Annotated in this window: 19 protein-coding genes; 12 read left to right on the top strand and 7 right to left on the bottom strand. The window is 42.0% G+C overall.

Features of this window, described 5'->3' with window-relative positions:
* Window positions 1-104: 104 nt before the first annotated feature.
* A complete protein-coding gene (locus HBHAL_RS15805; protein WP_014644469.1) occupies window positions 105-914 on the bottom strand; it encodes a ZIP family metal transporter in 810 nt (269 codons plus the stop codon).
* 355 nt (window positions 915-1,269) lie between these two features.
* On the opposite strand from HBHAL_RS15805, the gene HBHAL_RS15800 reads away from it, so the two are divergent.
* Window positions 1,270-1,902 carry a membrane lipoprotein lipid attachment site-containing protein gene (locus HBHAL_RS15800; protein ID WP_014644468.1) on the top strand — a complete coding sequence of 211 codons (633 nt, stop codon included), beginning with the start codon at window positions 1,270-1,272 and terminating at the stop codon, window positions 1,900-1,902.
* Window positions 1,903-1,978: 76 nt separating this feature from the next.
* On the opposite strand, the gene HBHAL_RS15795 is transcribed toward HBHAL_RS15800, so the two are convergent.
* From HBHAL_RS15795 to HBHAL_RS15785, 3 genes are read right to left on the bottom strand one after another with little or no spacing between them, the layout of a single operon-like run.
* Window positions 1,979-2,419: a DMT family transporter gene (locus HBHAL_RS15795; RefSeq protein ID WP_014644467.1), complete on the bottom strand. Its 441-nt coding sequence runs from the start codon at window positions 2,417-2,419 to the stop codon at window positions 1,979-1,981.
* A 12-nt stretch (window positions 2,420-2,431) separates the two neighbouring features.
* Window positions 2,432-3,124: a Crp/Fnr family transcriptional regulator gene (locus HBHAL_RS15790; protein WP_014644466.1), complete on the bottom strand. Its 693-nt coding sequence runs from the start codon at window positions 3,122-3,124 to the stop codon at window positions 2,432-2,434.
* 18 nt (window positions 3,125-3,142) lie between these two features.
* Entirely contained in the window at window positions 3,143-3,568 is a 426-nt protein-coding gene (locus tag HBHAL_RS15785; RefSeq protein ID WP_014644465.1) for a DMT family transporter, read from the bottom strand.
* 516 nt (window positions 3,569-4,084) lie between these two features.
* On the opposite strand from HBHAL_RS15785, the gene pgsB reads away from it, so the two are divergent.
* The 6 genes from pgsB (at window position 4,085) to HBHAL_RS15755 (ending at window position 9,313) form a co-directional block, all read left to right on the top strand.
* Window positions 4,085-5,266, top strand: a complete 1,182-nt coding sequence (pgsB, locus tag HBHAL_RS15780) for a poly-gamma-glutamate synthase PgsB (RefSeq protein WP_014644463.1) — start codon at window positions 4,085-4,087, stop codon at window positions 5,264-5,266.
* A 13-nt stretch (window positions 5,267-5,279) separates the two neighbouring features.
* Window positions 5,280-5,729, top strand: coding sequence for a poly-gamma-glutamate biosynthesis protein PgsC (gene pgsC / locus HBHAL_RS15775; RefSeq protein ID WP_014644462.1), 450 nt, complete (start codon window positions 5,280-5,282; stop codon window positions 5,727-5,729).
* Window positions 5,730-5,741: 12 nt separating this feature from the next.
* A complete protein-coding gene (locus HBHAL_RS15770) occupies window positions 5,742-6,902 on the top strand; it encodes a CapA family protein (RefSeq protein ID WP_014644461.1) in 1,161 nt (386 codons plus the stop codon).
* Window positions 6,895-8,550, top strand: a complete 1,656-nt coding sequence (gene ggt, locus HBHAL_RS15765; protein WP_014644460.1) for a gamma-glutamyltransferase — start codon at window positions 6,895-6,897, stop codon at window positions 8,548-8,550. The genes HBHAL_RS15770 and ggt overlap by 8 nt, the downstream gene beginning before the upstream one ends.
* A gap of 21 nt (window positions 8,551-8,571) precedes the next feature.
* Window positions 8,572-8,958, top strand: coding sequence for a hypothetical protein (locus HBHAL_RS15760; RefSeq protein ID WP_014644459.1), 387 nt, complete (start codon window positions 8,572-8,574; stop codon window positions 8,956-8,958).
* A gap of 145 nt (window positions 8,959-9,103) precedes the next feature.
* Window positions 9,104-9,313, top strand: coding sequence for a hypothetical protein (locus tag HBHAL_RS15755; protein ID WP_014644458.1), 210 nt, complete (start codon window positions 9,104-9,106; stop codon window positions 9,311-9,313).
* Window positions 9,314-9,579: 266 nt separating this feature from the next.
* Here HBHAL_RS15755 and HBHAL_RS21875 read toward each other — a convergent pair whose 3' ends face one another.
* Both HBHAL_RS21875 and HBHAL_RS15745 read right to left on the bottom strand, forming a co-directional pair.
* The gene (locus tag HBHAL_RS21875) at window positions 9,580-9,810 is read right to left on the bottom strand and encodes a YjcZ family sporulation protein (RefSeq protein WP_041601410.1); all 231 of its coding nucleotides are present in this window, start codon (window positions 9,808-9,810) and stop codon (window positions 9,580-9,582) included.
* Between the two features lie 115 nt (window positions 9,811-9,925).
* Window positions 9,926-10,762, bottom strand: coding sequence for a protein-glutamine gamma-glutamyltransferase (locus tag HBHAL_RS15745; protein ID WP_014644457.1), 837 nt, complete (start codon window positions 10,760-10,762; stop codon window positions 9,926-9,928).
* Window positions 10,763-11,047: 285 nt separating this feature from the next.
* Here HBHAL_RS15745 and HBHAL_RS15740 point away from each other — a divergent pair, with 285 nt between their 5' ends.
* The 5 genes from HBHAL_RS15740 to HBHAL_RS15720 all read left to right on the top strand — a co-directional run bounded on the left by HBHAL_RS15740 (window position 11,048) and on the right by HBHAL_RS15720 (window position 13,976).
* Window positions 11,048-11,311 (top strand): helix-turn-helix domain-containing protein, encoded by a 264-nt coding sequence (locus HBHAL_RS15740; RefSeq protein ID WP_014644456.1) that lies wholly within the window; start codon window positions 11,048-11,050, stop codon window positions 11,309-11,311.
* Window positions 11,312-11,512: 201 nt separating this feature from the next.
* The gene (locus HBHAL_RS15735; protein WP_014644454.1) at window positions 11,513-11,857 is read left to right on the top strand and encodes an ArsR/SmtB family transcription factor; all 345 of its coding nucleotides are present in this window, start codon (window positions 11,513-11,515) and stop codon (window positions 11,855-11,857) included.
* A 13-nt stretch (window positions 11,858-11,870) separates the two neighbouring features.
* Window positions 11,871-13,166, top strand: a complete 1,296-nt coding sequence (locus tag HBHAL_RS15730) for an arsenic transporter (protein ID WP_014644453.1) — start codon at window positions 11,871-11,873, stop codon at window positions 13,164-13,166.
* Window positions 13,167-13,196: 30 nt separating this feature from the next.
* Window positions 13,197-13,619, top strand: coding sequence for an arsenate reductase (thioredoxin) (gene arsC / locus HBHAL_RS15725; RefSeq protein ID WP_014644452.1), 423 nt, complete (start codon window positions 13,197-13,199; stop codon window positions 13,617-13,619).
* A gap of 153 nt (window positions 13,620-13,772) precedes the next feature.
* Window positions 13,773-13,976 (top strand): hypothetical protein, encoded by a 204-nt coding sequence (locus HBHAL_RS15720; protein WP_014644451.1) that lies wholly within the window; start codon window positions 13,773-13,775, stop codon window positions 13,974-13,976.
* Between the two features lie 142 nt (window positions 13,977-14,118).
* Here the strand turns inward: HBHAL_RS15720 and HBHAL_RS15715 are convergent, their stop codons facing one another.
* Window positions 14,119-15,360, bottom strand: coding sequence for a hypothetical protein (locus HBHAL_RS15715; RefSeq protein WP_223254215.1), 1,242 nt, complete (start codon window positions 15,358-15,360; stop codon window positions 14,119-14,121).
* Between the last annotated feature and the right edge of the window lie 526 nt (window positions 15,361-15,886).

Below are 15,886 nucleotides of genomic sequence, written 5' to 3'. Positions count from 1 at the left end.
TGTTCATTTAACTATGCGAGTGAATGGGCGGCATGATGGGGATTTTGCCGAGACGAAAAAAGTCCAGAGTACAATCACTCTGGACTTTTTTGATTCGTCTTCAATTAGCCAAGCGCGACATCGAGCGTTATCATGACAGTGAACCCGAGCATAAGGCTCATGGATGCGAGATTGACATTTCCTTTTTCATGGGAGCCGGGAATGATTTCCTTCGCAACGACGAAGATCATGGCACCAGCGGCGAAACTGAGTGCGTACGGAAGAATGGGTTCAATGACAATTACGGCCGACGCACCTACGACTGCCGCTATTGGTTCGACCATCCCTGAGAATTGACCGAACATAAAGCTTTTCTTTTTCCCCATCCCATCACGGTGAAGCGGCATGGATACGGCCGTACCTTCCGGGAAGTTCTGAATGCCGATTCCGAGCGCGAGTGCCAAAGCCCCCGCAAGCGTCGATTCTGTCATGTTGGAAGCAAGAGCGCCAAAGGCGACTCCGACAGCCAAACCTTCAGGAATATTGTGAAGGGTCATGGAAAAGAAGAGCAGAGCTGTGCGATTCTTAGCCTTATGATCTTTAATATCATGCATGTAACGATCGGTGTCAATCGCTGGAAGCATGCGATCGACAAACATCAGCAGTACTCCCCCTAATAAGAAGCCAACGGCAGCTGGAACCCAGGCTGGACCTGGACTTTCTGATGACATTTCAATCGCAGGAGCAAGCAGAGACCAATAACTGGCTGCGATCATAACCCCACCGGCAAATGCAAGCATGCTATCAAGGAATTTCTGGTTCGTTCCCTTTACAAAAAAGACGAGAGCGGCCCCGAGAGCTGTCATTCCCCATGTAAATAATGTCCCAATAAAAGCTTGCATAGTAGGATGGAGTTCTTTAAAGGCTTCTAGCATATTTATTCACCTCTCAATGTTGTAGTTTTTTATAAAAGTTGCACGTGTGCAATAATTGTTTATGACGCCATTTTACATAGAAGCTATGAGAACGTCAAACTTACCGTTTGTAAAATATTAGTGCAGAACTTCTCATAAAAGGTAAGGTTCAAACTAGCGAAAACCTAGCAACGAAAAGAATATACCCAATATTTCACAGATTAAATCTCGAATTTTTGAATCTAATGTGTATGTAAGGAACGCGTTATCCTGAAACTTATCGGTCAATGGAATCGTAAGCGTATGTAGAGAAGATGATCTTAAACAACACTCTCTTTTTCATCTATTGGTATAAACGAGAATGGGGGCTAAAGAAATGAAGCGATTTATGATTCTGATTGGAATAGCGCTTGTACTGGCCGGATGTACGAATCAAGGCAGCAGCGAAACGGGGCAGGCTCAGGAAGAGAATGATGGTCATAAGGCTTCTTCATTCTCACTGGTGGTAAAGCCGGCGAAGCTTTCCAACCGCGAGAAGACGCTTGTTAATCAGATCGGTGTCGATTATCAAACTTTCTTCACGGTGGATGGAAAGGTACCAGAGGGAGAAGCCCTGATCAGTTCCATTGAAGTCTATGAAAACGGGAAAATGATCAATGAAATCACCACCCAGTCTACGGCTGAAGAGAATAGTAAATATAAGAACGCTCTCCATTCTTTTCAAGTTCGTATGGGGGAGGAGATGAATGATTTAACGATTGGAGGACCAGATGGATATGTAGCGGGACAAGCGGAGCAGCCCAAAGACCTAAAAGCGTTCCTGTTTGAACATCCGGAAGAACGGGTCACGCTCAATAAGGGAGAAACCATCTACTGGGCTTATGTAATAGGATCGAGTCAGAGTCAATTATCCACCCGGGGGACGGAGAATTTGAAGACATTGCCTCCATCCATTAAGAATGAGGACTACGCCATTGTTTTTAAAATGGAACTGAATGAGGAGAAGTAGCCATTAAAAAAAGGCTGAAGGTGATTTTATTCATCTTCAGCTTTTCTAATTCGTCCAGGCTGTTTATAAGACCCCCTCATCCCACCCTCTTTTCTAATTTATAAACGAGAACCCCGCCGATCAAAAGCGTGATACCGATCAGCTTCTGCCAGGAGATGGAAGAAGATTCGAACCCGAACCAGCCCGCTGTATTGATTGTAAAAGCAATCAGGATCTGTGAAATCAGTGCTATCGATATAGCGTAGGCCGGTCCGATCAAGGAAACGCCCCTCATTAAGAAGAAAACGATTCCGACACCAAATACACCTCCGAATAAAAAGATGGGATTAACATCTCCAAACGCAAACAGGCTTCTTTGTTCGACCGAGTAAAAGACAGGCAGGGAACAGACGAGACCTAATCCGAGCACAAGTGTAGTAGTGGCCCAGGGTCCTGTTTTTTCACTGACTCTGGCATTAAATATATTTTGCAGACTAATTAAAATCCCGGAAATGATGGCGAGTGATGCACCAACCATGAGAGCGCCTCCTTATTCATAAATATTTCCTTTCGCGAGGGTTCGAAGCTTTTCCAGATCTTTAATTGTAACCGATCCATTTGTTCTCTCGACGACATGATCAGAAGCCAATTTCTTCAAAACCCGGTTCAAGTGACGATAACTGGTGCCGATCCATTCGGCGAGTTCGATTAAATTGGACGTTCGCATTTCCTGATGAAAAACCGTTCCTTCTCCCACCGAAGAAATCGATAATAAATAGCTCGCCAGCCGGACTTCTACAGGGTAAAGCATGTTCATACTTGTCGTATGGGATTCGGTATAAAACTTGTGGGCCACGGTTTCCAGCAGAAACCGGATGAAGCTTGGATGCTCCTTTTCAAGCGCAGTTAAATGCGAAAAGGGGGCGGAAATCATTACGCCTTCGGTAACGGCTTCCACCGAATTGAGGACCGAGCTGCCTTTAACATATTCCACATCTCCAATTAGAGCGAGTGGCTGTTTAAAGCGGTTGATCAGCGACATTCCTTCCGGCGTCAGCGTGAAAATTTTAATTTTTCCTTCGACGAGAAAATATAATTCTTCAAGTTCATCCCCGGCAGAAAATAAAGTTTCGCCCTTTTCAAAAGGGGAGACCTTCATATGCTGCCTGAAGGAATCTGGAAATAAATCGTCCAGCTGGTACTGTTGGATATAGGAGTCTAGTGTTGTAGGTCTTTCTTTCACGTTAAGCTCTCCTTCTTTTTACAATTGAAAAAGGATGACACCGACGAGCATCATGGTCAGGCCAATACTCTGTCTGCGTGTGATCGGAACTTTTCGTTCACCGAACCATCCTTGTGACTCAATAATAAAGGCCGTTCCGATTTGTGATACGAGTAATAGAGCAATAGCAGGAGCTGGACCGATTCTGTGAATCGCTGTTAATTCTGAAAAAACAACAATCACCCCAAACGATCCTCCCACTAAATAAAGCCAGGGTACCTGCCTGAAGCTTTTTCCTTTTCCATCCCGTACGTTTAAATAAATAATAATGGCTATGGTGAAGGCAATGATATGAACCATGGAAGTCGTATGCCATCCGCCAATTGCTTCACTCACTCTTGCGTTAAAGATTCCCTGCATTGTAATGCAGAGCCCTCCAAGGAGGGCAAATATTGCTCCTTTCATTGATCATCCTCCTCTTCTGCATCTATTAAAGAGGAATTCATAACCTTTCGAAAGGACATATGTCCTAACCTGATATTTTTTGATATTTAGTCAAAGTCATTAATAAGTTTTCTATCCATTTTTATATTGGATAGAAAGATGAATGATGATTTAACAAAAATTGTATTTTTGATCGTTTACTATGCCATCCCTTTTTTAGTAATAACGTCCCGTATCTAATAGTACTAAAATTTATAGTTCCTTATTCCTGTATAATATTCTAAAAATTACTCTATATTACGTAGATATTACAATTAACGGCTTGAAATAACAATAAATTCCTCTATTTTTATATATTGGATAAAAAAATGAACCTTATTCCTTATGGGTGATATTAATAATTTAGTAGATGTGAGGAATAGTATGGATTTTTACTATAAAAATATTAATTTTAACCCTGGCTGTTGTGAATTAAAATTATATAACTTAAACTTACTTAGGGTTACAGACTAAAGAAGATAGAGGAAGTGAAAACACATGTTATTAATACCTATTGTGTTAATCACGGTTCTAATTATTGGTGCTTATGAATGGCATCAGCATAAAAAGAACGTCAATGCCCTGCCTATCCGAGTAAACATCAACGGTATTCGAGGTAAATCAACAGTGACTCGATTAATAACCGGTATCGTGAAAGAAGCAGGCTACAAAACAATAGGCAAGACCACAGGAACGTCAGCAAGAATGATTTTTTGGGACACGGATGAAGAAAAGCCTATTAAACGGAGACGAGAAGGTCCTAATATCCGTGAACAAAGATTAGTAGTTAAAGAAGCGGCTGATAAAGGCGCTGAGGCATTGGTAAGTGAGTGTATGGCCGTAAATCCTGATTACCAGGTTGTATTTCAAGAAAAAATGCTGCAGGCCAATATTGGCGTTATTGTAAATGTTTTAGAAGATCACATGGACGTAATGGGACCTACACTTGATGAAGTTGCGGAAGCTTTCGTATCCACTATTCCATATGATGGTCACTTGATAGTATCCGAGAGTCCTTATGTGGATTACTATAAGAGAATTGCCGAGGAGAGGAACACGAAGGTGATCGTAGCGGATAATAGTAAAATTTCAGATTCTTATTTAAAGAAGTTTGAATATATGGTTTTTCCTGAAAATGCTTCATTATCATTAGCCGTGGCAGAAGCCATTGGAATTGATGAAGCTACGGCATCCCAAGGGATGCTAAAGGCTCCTGCTGATCCTGGGGCGATGCGCATTCTTCCACTTGGTAGTCCTGAAAAGCCAGCTTATTTTGTAAATGGCTTTGCGGCTAATGACGCCGTTTCTACTATTAATATATGGAAACGAGTAGAATTTCTCGGTTACCCCTCTGAAAATCCCATCATTATTATGAACTGCCGGGATGACAGGGTGGAGCGTACCGAACAATTCTCCAAAGATGTCTTACCTTACATCCCTACTGATACGCTCGTTTTGATAGGGGAAACCACAGAACCAATAGTTACAGATGTTAATGAAGGAAAAATTCAAGTAGATCATCTTCTGGATTTAGAGGGTTATACTACAGAACAGATTATGGAAGTTCTGTCTGAGATGTTAGAAGACCGGGTCATGTACGGAGTAGGGAACATCCACGGAGCTGCAGAACCATTGATAGATAAGTTTCACGAAAATAAACATCAACCGATTGTCAGCTAGGAGGAAAAAGCATATGTTCGGTTCCGATTTATATATATCCCTTGTATTAGGGGTAATTTTAAGCTTGATTTTTGCCGAGAAAACCGGGGTAATGCCGGCTGGATTAGTAGTGCCAGGATATTTAGCACTTGTATTTGACCAGCCCATATTTATAGCCGTTGTATTATTTATTAGTTTTTTGACGTATTTAATTGTCACGTATGGCGTTTCTAAATTTATGATTCTTTATGGGCGGAGAAAATTCGCGGCCATGCTGAGTACAGGAATAGTGCTCAAATTACTGTTCGACTATTTTTACCCCATGGCTCCATTTGAAATATTAGAATTCCGGGGGATCGGTGTGATTGTTCCCGGCTTAATTGCCAATACCATGCAGAAACAGGGATTGATTATTACCACAGGCAGTACGCTGCTTCTAAGTGGAGTAACCTTTTTGATTATGACGGTTTATTATCTCATATAGGATGGATGTCGTATGTCTATGAAATTATCATATCAAGAGAAATTTTTACAGAAAATTAAGAAGCATAAAAAGTCTACCAATAAACACGTCATCATTGGAATTATTATTTTATTTGTATTTATTGTAGGGTTCGAACTTTTTTATAAGCAGCCCGCTCCAGAAGCTAAAGAAAAAGAAAATTCTTATTTCAGCGCGGCTTTTGTAGGCGATATGATGTTTGGGCGGAACGTAAAAGAAGTTACAGAGAGAAAAGGGACCGATTATCTGTTCGAAAAAGTGGCTCCCTATTTCGAGTCTGCAGACTATGTAACGGGGAATTTTGAAAACCCTGTGACGCTAGAGGGGAAAAGTTATGACGAAATCGATAAATCTATTCATTTGAGTGCAGATCCAAGTGCTGTAGAAGCTTTAAAAGATGCTAACTTTTCAAATGTAAATCTAGCTAACAACCACGCCATGGACTTTGGACCTGAGGGGCTGCTTGACACGGTTCAAACCTTTGAAGATAAAGAGCTTGATTTTGTAGGTGCCGGTAAAGACCTGGAGGCAGCTCAGCAGATTGACTACAAGAAGACCAATGGGTTAAAAATAGCGACCCTGGGCTTTTCTGATGTCTACGTGTCAGGTTTTCGAGCTCTGGAATATAATCCAGGGATTGCAGCTGCAGATCCTGAGTCTTTTCTTCCTCTTGTAAGAGAGGCGAAAGAGAATGCGGATATGGTGGTCGTCAACATCCACTGGGGAGCGGAGTACGATAACAAACCTCACCCGAGACAGCAGGAAATGGCAAAGGCGATCGTGGGTGCCGGTGCAGATGTCATTATAGGCCACCACCCTCATGTCTTGTCTCCGGTCGAGGTATATGATAATTCAGTGATTTTCTACAGCCTTGGAAACTTTATCTTTGATCAAGGCTGGTCCCGTACAAGAGATAGTGCTTTAGTTAACTATGACTTGATGGAAGATGGAACTGGCAGGTTTGAAATCTTACCTATGCGAATTAGGGAATCACGTCCTGCCGTGACCAATAATAAATACAATCAAAAGAAAATCTTTACTCAATTAAAACGAGGAGAGCCTGAATCGAACTTTACAGTAGAAAATGGAAAACTGGTGATCGAAGTTGACCACTCTTCCATTTTAGAAGAAGGAGAATTAGAGGAGGATGAATAAGAAAATCCTTTCTATTCTTATGATGCTGATCGTTGTAACTGCAGTGGGCGTTACTTACTTTATTAGTAATCAAGGAATGGAAAAGTCTCCCCATTATGGGATTAAACCTTCTCCATCCACCGGTACTACGGAAGCATACGGAGTAAGTTCGTCACATCCTCTGGCGGTTAAAGCAGGCATGGGAGTCCTCGAAAAGGGCGGCAACGCTGTTGACGCAGCCGTTGCTGTTTCCTATGCTCTCGGAGTCGTTGAACCCTATGGGTCAGGCATCGGAGGAGGGGGAGCTATGCTGATTCACCCTGCTGACGAAGAGGAGGATCCCGTTATTTATCAATACAGGGAAACAGCACCGATTTCAGGTGCAACCCCTTCTAATAAATTTGGAGTTCCAGGCCTCGTTAAGGGTCTCGAGGCAGCCCATTCTGATTTTGGTTCCATGGACATGGAAAAACTGTTGGAGCCCTCCATTTCACTTGCAGAAGATGGGTTTAAGGCGGATGAGCACCTTACACAGCGATTGGAGGAAAATGCTCAGCGTATGCCTGTTAAGAAATTAGATCATTTCTTTCCTGATGGAGAGCCGATTCAACCGAATGAAACATTAAAACAAAAAGAATTAGCCAAAACTCTAAAAAGCATTCAATCAGAAGGTTCAGGCGCTTTTTACTACGGAGATATTTCTGATAAACTCGCGGCCGGTGTAAAGGAATTAACCAAATCAGACTTAAGTAATTACAGCGTTATGAAAAGTGCTCCCGTAAAAGGTGAATTTGCAGGTTATGAAGTCTATTCAGCCCCGCCGCCATTGTCAGGTGTAACGTTAATTCAATCCTTAAAAGCCAGCGAAATGGTTGATCTAAAAGAGGCGGAAGGCAGTCAAGCTGATTACATCCATATGATTGGTGAGATAACCAAGCGAACGTACGATGATCGTGTGGAGAATATCGGGGATCCCTTATTCACTGATAAATCATACGAAGAACTGACAGAGGATGATTATGTAGAAGACCTCGCTGCTTCTATTGATATGGATCAGTTATCCGATGACTATAAAACAAGCGACACAGTGGCAGAAGAAGATCATGTCAGCACCACCCATTATGTAGTCGTAGATGCAGACGGCAACATGGTTTCGGTAACGAATACGTTAAGCGCATATTTTGGCTCTGGTGAAGAAGTCGGCGGTTTCTTTTTAAACGATCAGCTTAAAAACTTCAGTCCTGATGACTCTTCAATAAACGGAATGGAAGCTGGAAAAAGACCAAGGAGTTTTACCAGCCCGACCATTATGACAAATGGAGACAGAAAGATAGGTATTGGTTCACCGGGAGGAGAAAGAATTCCGATGATGCTCACTGAAGTTCTTACCAAACACGTGATGTTTGGTGAACCCCTGGAGGATGCCATTGCTTCGCCCAGATTTTATATAGAAGATGAAAATGTCTATGTAGAAAAAGATCTGGATGATGAAGTGAAGGAAGAATTAGAGGAACGAGATTATGATGTGCACCTGGAGGTATCCCCCACTTACTACGGAGGAGTCCAAGCTCTGGTCGTTGACGAAGAAGAAAACAGAGTATATGGCGGCTCAGATCCACGGCGCGCTGGTGCTTGGCAGGTTAAGGAAAATAGCATGGAAAAAGATTGATAGAAAGAGAGGGAGTTTGTCATGTTTAAAACTGTAAAATCCATTATACCATTTGTACTTCTAGGACTGGCTCTAACGTTTATGACCCAGTTCAAGCAGTGGGAAACATTATCAGCAAAAGAAGAGGTCGAGATTACGAACTTCCAAAAAGAAGCTTCAAAAGATCAATCTCAATCTAAAACAGCAGAAAATAATCAGGAGGATGGTGCAAAAGCATCGGCCTCCTCAGCGAATGAAACAGAACAGACTTCCACAACCGCTGATCATCAAAAGGAATATGCCATTACGAGCAATCAAAATATCGTAAGAGTTTATGATCAGAAAGGTGAACAAGTGTTTAAAACTACACTGAGTGATTGGAAAAAGAAACAGAGTCATTATTATGATAAATACAATTTGGATTCCTGAATATATGAGAACCACCGAGGATTGGTTCTCGGGCTGTCGAGAAAGTTTTCGACAGCTTATTTTTTTGGTACCATTGAGAAGGTTGAGCACGTGGAAAGAGACTGAAAGAATCAATACATAGAAATAGGATAAGAGGGGGAGGAAGTTGCCCAAAAAACTTACATCCTTATCAGGTGCGTTTTCAGGGTGGCCCTTATACTATGTATCTTTAATTCTATTCACTTTCCTGGACCAGTTAGGAGATTACATATTTGGAATTTCGGATTTCATAATGAAAACGGCCAGTGTAGGATTAATAGTGGTTTTTTCCTTTGCTCTCGCAAAGGAAGCCCGGAAAGAGCGTAAGCATTCTTAAGGTCAGCGGAAAAGAATTGTTATCCATTAATTCCTACTTCCACGCCCTATTTAACCATAACTAAAGAGAAACGTGAAAGTTTCTTTCGGACTTCCCGTGGTTTGCTAAACCAAAAACCAGCACCCATCGAAAAGGAGTGCTGGTTTAAGTTTATCTCGTTCTATTTGTAAAAGGGGATTCCCTTTACCTGAGCGGTTTGCAGCCTTATCATGAGCTGGATGCTTCTAAGGGGTGTGATCTTTTTGACTTAAAAAACAATAGATGAATTACCAGCTAATGCTGCATCCCACAATAATTAATAATATAAACAACACAATTATCAATATAAAGTTGTCTTTCTGCCGAGGGCAGTGGCGTACAGGAGCACAGGACATCTGCGGGGCCATCATGTAGGGTGCATTTACATTTTCATCCATATAAGGTGCATTTACGTTCGCCCCCATATAAGGTGAATTCATGTTAGCAGCCATAGCATACGGAGAATTTAAGTTATCCATTTGAAAACTTCCTTTCCTTTTTGTGTGTTCGTCTCTATATAGTACTCGCCTACCAAAAAGTTGAGCCCGTCAACCTTAAAAATGGGTAGGTGTCACGACCACACAACTTCAACTATCAAGGTGTCAGAGTATAACTCAGCTCAAACAAGTAAGTCATATAAGATATTGAATCCTTGTTGTGATGGACGACGAAAGAGGCCCTTTTATGAACACGCCCGCCACCTGAGAAATTAGCTAATTGATTGAAAGATGGTCGTGTAATTAAGCTTGCTAAATAGGCTGATTGCTGACTATCCGGCTTTCTATTTCGATTCAGCGCTTCAATCATCTGATTTGCCGTCCTGATACTGAATCCATGTCCAAAAAAACGACCATTCCCCATGGCAATTGCATTAATCCCTCTTAACCAAGGGGTACCGGGGTCAAACTCAGGGTTATTGAAATAGACCACATCACCGGGGATAAAATGATCCGCATAAAAAGAATACAGCCCAAGGTCTTCATCCGTGTACCAGCTATATAAATAGAGTCTAGGAAAAAGAGTGTTAAAAGAGAGACTGCCCATCGTCAGCAAGATGCCGTGGTAAAAATTAATGACACAGGCGGTCGCGCATTCAAATTTATAAAGGTCACTATTTTTAAAAATATCGAAAATTGCATCTGAAGGGGGCACCTGGGGCTTTAATAAGAATCCGCCAGATTCAGTCAGGGTCCAATACTCCGGGTTACAGCGGGAACCCTTAAAGGTGGCAAAAGATGATTCTCCTTGATCCATTTGCCTTGCGCTTAGAATAATGTTTTTTCTGGCTTTGATTACAAAGGAAAGTTCCCTTTCTGAAGAAAAAGAGTATAGCTCTTGAGTCTCCTGCATAGCTTCAATGATGACTTTCCCGACTTCATCCGTGTTCCAGTAGTTGCTAGATTGAAAAGGCCGTCCGGCTACTTGGATCATATGAATCCCCCTCTTCTAAAATAAAACTTCTGTTATTGTACCTATCGTATTCATACAGGGGTGGAATCATGTTTGCATCTAAACGTGATCGTTCATCAGAATTCACAAATCGGTTACTATTATGCAAGATAAATAGTCAGTTGAGAGACCTTATTCTTTAAGAGGGAAAGGTTTAATAGAGGTCATCATGAACTTTACCTGGATTTTACGTGGAGTTTATCTCATATTTACAACCACCCACTAACTTATAAGTATATACTTATATCATTATTGAGGAGGTCATGTATGGTGACTCAAAGACCATGTAAAGGGTTTGGTGCAGAGATTCGTCTTTTAAGGGAAGAGAAAAAAATGAAAGAGGAAGAGTTTGCCTGTCTCCTGAACACGGATACGAAGGCAATTACTCGTTTGGAGAAGGAGGAATTGTATCCTTCCTCTAATTTAATAAAACGGATCGCGGATAGTCTTCGTATCGATGAAGCTAAGGTTCTCCAACGGGTCTGGTGTGATCTGCCTGAAGAATGCTCAAAAAGCAGGATGAACGCTTAATGGAAGTTCCTGCTGTTGCGATCCTTTTCGTTATAAGTGTAGGAATTGTATGTGGATTTCTGCTCAGATTTGGAAAAAACCTGTACGATCAAGGTATATGGAATCAAAGTGGCTTTCCAGTAGAAAAAAAATAAGGAGTGGGAATAATTTTTTGTTGTAAATATAAGCATATACTTATATACTGATGCCCGAGGTGATGTTATGGAAAAAACCATCATACAGATCGAGGATGCAGCCAAAACGCTGAAGCTTTTGGGAGATAAAAGCCGTTTAACGATTGTAGGCCTCCTGAAGGACGGGGAATGCTGTGTCTGTGAATTTGTTGAAGTATTAGAGATGAGTCAGCCTTCTGTCAGTCAGCATCTTAGGAAATTAAGAGACGCTGGACTGGTGAAAGAAAAGCGGAAAGGTCAATGGATTTTCTATTCTTTGAATGATCAGCATGAAACGTACCCAATCATACAGCAATTATTAGAACAAATACCGGACCAGAAAGAAAAGTTAGCCGCATTGGAGGAAGCCGGTTTACGTATCCAATGCGATTAGTAGGGGGATTCTCTTGAATTTGACAATTGTAGCAACCATTATTTTTTTACTTACATTAGTTTTCGTTATCTGGCAGCCCAAGAATCTGGGGATAGGCTGGTCAGCCTGTGCCGGAGCCGTCTTAGCCTTACTCTTTGGCGTAGTGGATTTCAATGACGTACTCGCCGTAACTGATATCGTCTGGAACGCAACGCTTGCTTTTGTGGCCATCATCATTATTTCCTTAATCCTTGATGAAATCGGCTTTTTTGAATGGGCCGCTCTGCATATGGCACGCATAGCTAAAGGCGATGGCCGGCGGATGTTTATTTACGTTACTCTGCTTGGCGCTGTTGTAGCCGCTTTATTTGCGAATGATGGGGCAGCTTTAATCTTAACACCGATTGTGCTCGCCATGGTTCGAAATTTAAATTTCAAGGAAGCCATGATCCTGCCATTTATTATGGCGAGTGGATTTATCGCGGATACGACTTCACTGCCTTTGATTGTCAGTAACCTGGTGAACATTGTTTCTGCCGATTTCTTTGACATTGGTTTTATTGAATACGCATCTCGAATGATCGTTCCCAATCTATTTTCATTAGTGGCGAGTATTCTTGTGTTATTTGTATTCTTCAGAAAAAGTATTCCGGGAAGCTATGATTTATCTCAGCTGAAGAAGCCGAATGAAGCGATCCAGGACCACAAAATGTTCCGTATGTCCTGGGCAGTCTTAGCCGTACTTTTAGTCGGTTACTTCGCAAGTGAGCCGCTCGGAATTCCGGTTTCCATCATTGCTGGAATTGTAGCTATATTCTTTCTAATCATGGCTCAAAGAAGTGCCGCTGTGAAAACGGGAGAAGTGGTTAAAGGCGCTCCATGGGCAATTGTGTTCTTCTCGTTAGGCATGTATGTCGTCGTTTATGGACTGCGGAATGTAGGATTAACCGATATGTTAGCCAGTGTCATTCAGGCGGCAGCGGACCAGGGATTATTTGTAGGAACCATATCGATGGGATTCATTGCTGCGATTCTTTCATCGGTGATGAATAACATGCCGACCGTGATGATTGATGCGTTGGCGATTTCTGATACGAATACGACAGGAACCATGAGGGAAGCCCTCATTTACGCCAATGTGATTGGCTCTGATCTTGGGCCGAAGATTACACCGATTGGGTCGCTTGCCACTCTGCTTTGGCTTCATGTTCTCTCTATGAAAGGCTTCCGCATTTCATGGGGATACTACTTTAAAGTTGGAATTGTCCTGACGGTTCCCACCTTATTTATAACGCTAGTCGGATTATATTTGTGGCTTTTAATTATCTAATTATTTTTAAACAAAAAGGAGAAATTTACGATGTCTGAAAAACCAGTTGTTTACTTTCTATGTACAGGAAACTCCTGCCGCAGCCAGATGGCTGAAGGATTTGGAAAAGAATATTTAGGGGAAAAGTACGACGTCCGTTCTGCCGGGATTGAGGCTCACGGATTAAACCCGAACGCTGTAAAAGCGATGAACGAAGTGGATATTGATATTACGGATCAAACTTCCGATATTATTGATCCTAATACCTTGAACAACGCAGCCTACGCCATCACGCTGTGCGGGGATGCTAATGATAAATGTCCAATGACTCCGCCGCATGTTGAACGCTATCACTGGGGATTTGATGATCCAGCTAAAGCAGAAGGAACGGAAGAAGAAAAATGGGCCGTTTTCCAAAGAGTTCGTGACCAGATAGGTGAGCGGATTCAACGGTTTGCTGAAACGGGAGAATAGATAAAAAGTCTTTAGAACAAGAATAACATGTATACAGGAAATCGTTATTTTTCCATCCATTAAGCCGACCAAATTCTTCCTTTTGGTCGGCTTAATATGTTACAGTATTTTAAAATATCTTTCAGTCAAAACGGCTAAGAGGGGGAGAGGAACGTGATAGATTTCTTAGAGAACGTTTATGAAATTTCGATAGCTGTTCTGCTTCTATGTTCACTCTTTTATGTTCGCCAGCTGAAAAAAACAAAGAAGGAAAGAGGATTGTCGTCTTTCGAACGAGTGATGTATGTTGTAACTCAAATAGGCATTATGGTTTGGCTGGGCAGTTTTCTTATTCTTACCTATGGAGTAAATGCCTGAATTACTTCATACATTTATACGTATAGAGATGAATGAGTAGATCAAAAGTGGGGGACTGGTTTCAATTAAGAAATCAGTCCCGGCTTATTGAGTCGATTATATGATTAAATAGGGAGAAACAGAACATCGTCCAAGTACCTGATCAGCTGGCTTTTTGGGCATTCTTTTTTTCCTGAGCAGCTTCTTTCTTTTCTTCGGCAGCTTCTTTTTTCTCTTCTTCAGCTTCCTGCTTTTCTTCCTCCGCTTGCTTAATCTGTTTATAACGCTGGCGCTGACGGTATCCATAAGTAGAGGATAGGACAACCTCTTCATTTTCAAGTACAGATCCCAATGCACCAATAATGGTTGAAATGCTGGTTGCCGTCCAGGCTATATAAAAATAGTGACTGTAACCGACAGTGCCGGAAAGTTGTGACTCTAGCATACCAATTGGAATAATCATGATGACAGCGAGTGAAAACAAAACAAATAGTAGAGTGTAATATAAACAAACGGTGATAAAGAGCGTCAGAAGCGTAGCTGTATTGTAGAACTTACGTATGTTATCCGCCCGTTCCTGGTTGGGTTTTTCCCATAAATTGTGCGCGACCACTACCCATCCTACCATAGCCAGAATCGACACGATTGATAGCATGAACATTCGCCAGACATCGTAATTGTTGGCAAGCTGCCATAGCGTAGGGAAAACAAGGGCATAGGCTCCTGTAGTAAAGGCGATGACAATGACTTTCATAAAAGCTGGAAACATCGCCCAGGGACGGTTAGCACGCACCATCCCGGATATCAGGCGCAGGGCTCCGCTGCCCCGGGAATTTACCAGAAAACGAACGTCAACGTTTGAGTCCTCCTCATCGGGCGTTTCACGCCGGATGGGTGAAAGTCGCTCAAAGGCACGCTTTCCGACGAGGCTTGTAGAGTTTTTATTTCGCAACTCGTGGTGATCTTCCTTATCTTTTGATAGAATTCTTTCCTCTGCCTCTTCCCGCTCTTCTTCCGAGCTTCCATAATACATTTCGTTGACTAACTGTAAGATGGATTCTCTAACGCGTTTAACCATCGGAGTCGAACCCAGGCTGGGAAGGCTGATTAAAGCAACGTGTCCTTCTTCATTACCTTCAGCAACGATTAGTCTTTCGTTATTGAATAGAGGGAGATCAGTGATGCAGACGGAAAAGTCCCAATTTTCTTCGTCTTTTTTGTCCATAGTCGCATTTAATACTTCTATAGAATCTTCGGTCACTCCTGTTAGAGCGTTGATGACATATTCTACTTCCCAGTTATATTCGTCAGCTACGTAATAGCTGAGCCATTCAGGCAATTCTTGCTCCAGTCTCTTCCCTAATTCTTTGGGGTATCCGGGAGGTGCAATTAAACCTAATTTCATTGTTGATGCTCCCATGGTGATCACCTCTGTTTACTATTTACTCCACATGTATTACCCAGAAAGCGAAGTTTAAAAACGCATTTCGGAAATTACTAGATAGTTATACATATACAGTAAAAAGACTCTAACCAAAAGACTACGTGAATCCCATGTCCATCTTGAAGATAAGCTCCCGTTACCTGAAGACTCAGTTTTAAGATAAATGGGTCCGTTACGTTAAAAGGAGGAGGGCTGGGTGGGAAATAAGTCGCTTTCCTGCGGGGGAACTGGCAAGCCTCCTCAGTCGTTATCACTCCTTGTGGGGTCTCGCCTAGCTCCTTCTCCCGCGGGAGTCTCCTCATTTCCCCATCAGCCCTGCGATTTCTTGTGAACGGACCCCTGCTAATAGGAAAAACGGGAAACCTGAAATCGTCCTAAATGCTTCTGTAGCGGCGTTTATCCCCCTGGATAGACTCGGAATTAACGTTGATCACAGGTCATTTTTCCTCATATGAAGGCATTTACATAAAGGATTGTGAGCTTCTCA

Source organism: Halobacillus halophilus DSM 2266 (assembly GCF_000284515.1).
Classification (GTDB): domain Bacteria; phylum Bacillota; class Bacilli; order Bacillales; family Halobacillaceae; genus Halobacillus; species Halobacillus halophilus.
The sequence above is the reverse complement of the archived record's forward strand: the minus strand, read 5'-3'. Positions and strand labels throughout refer to the sequence as shown.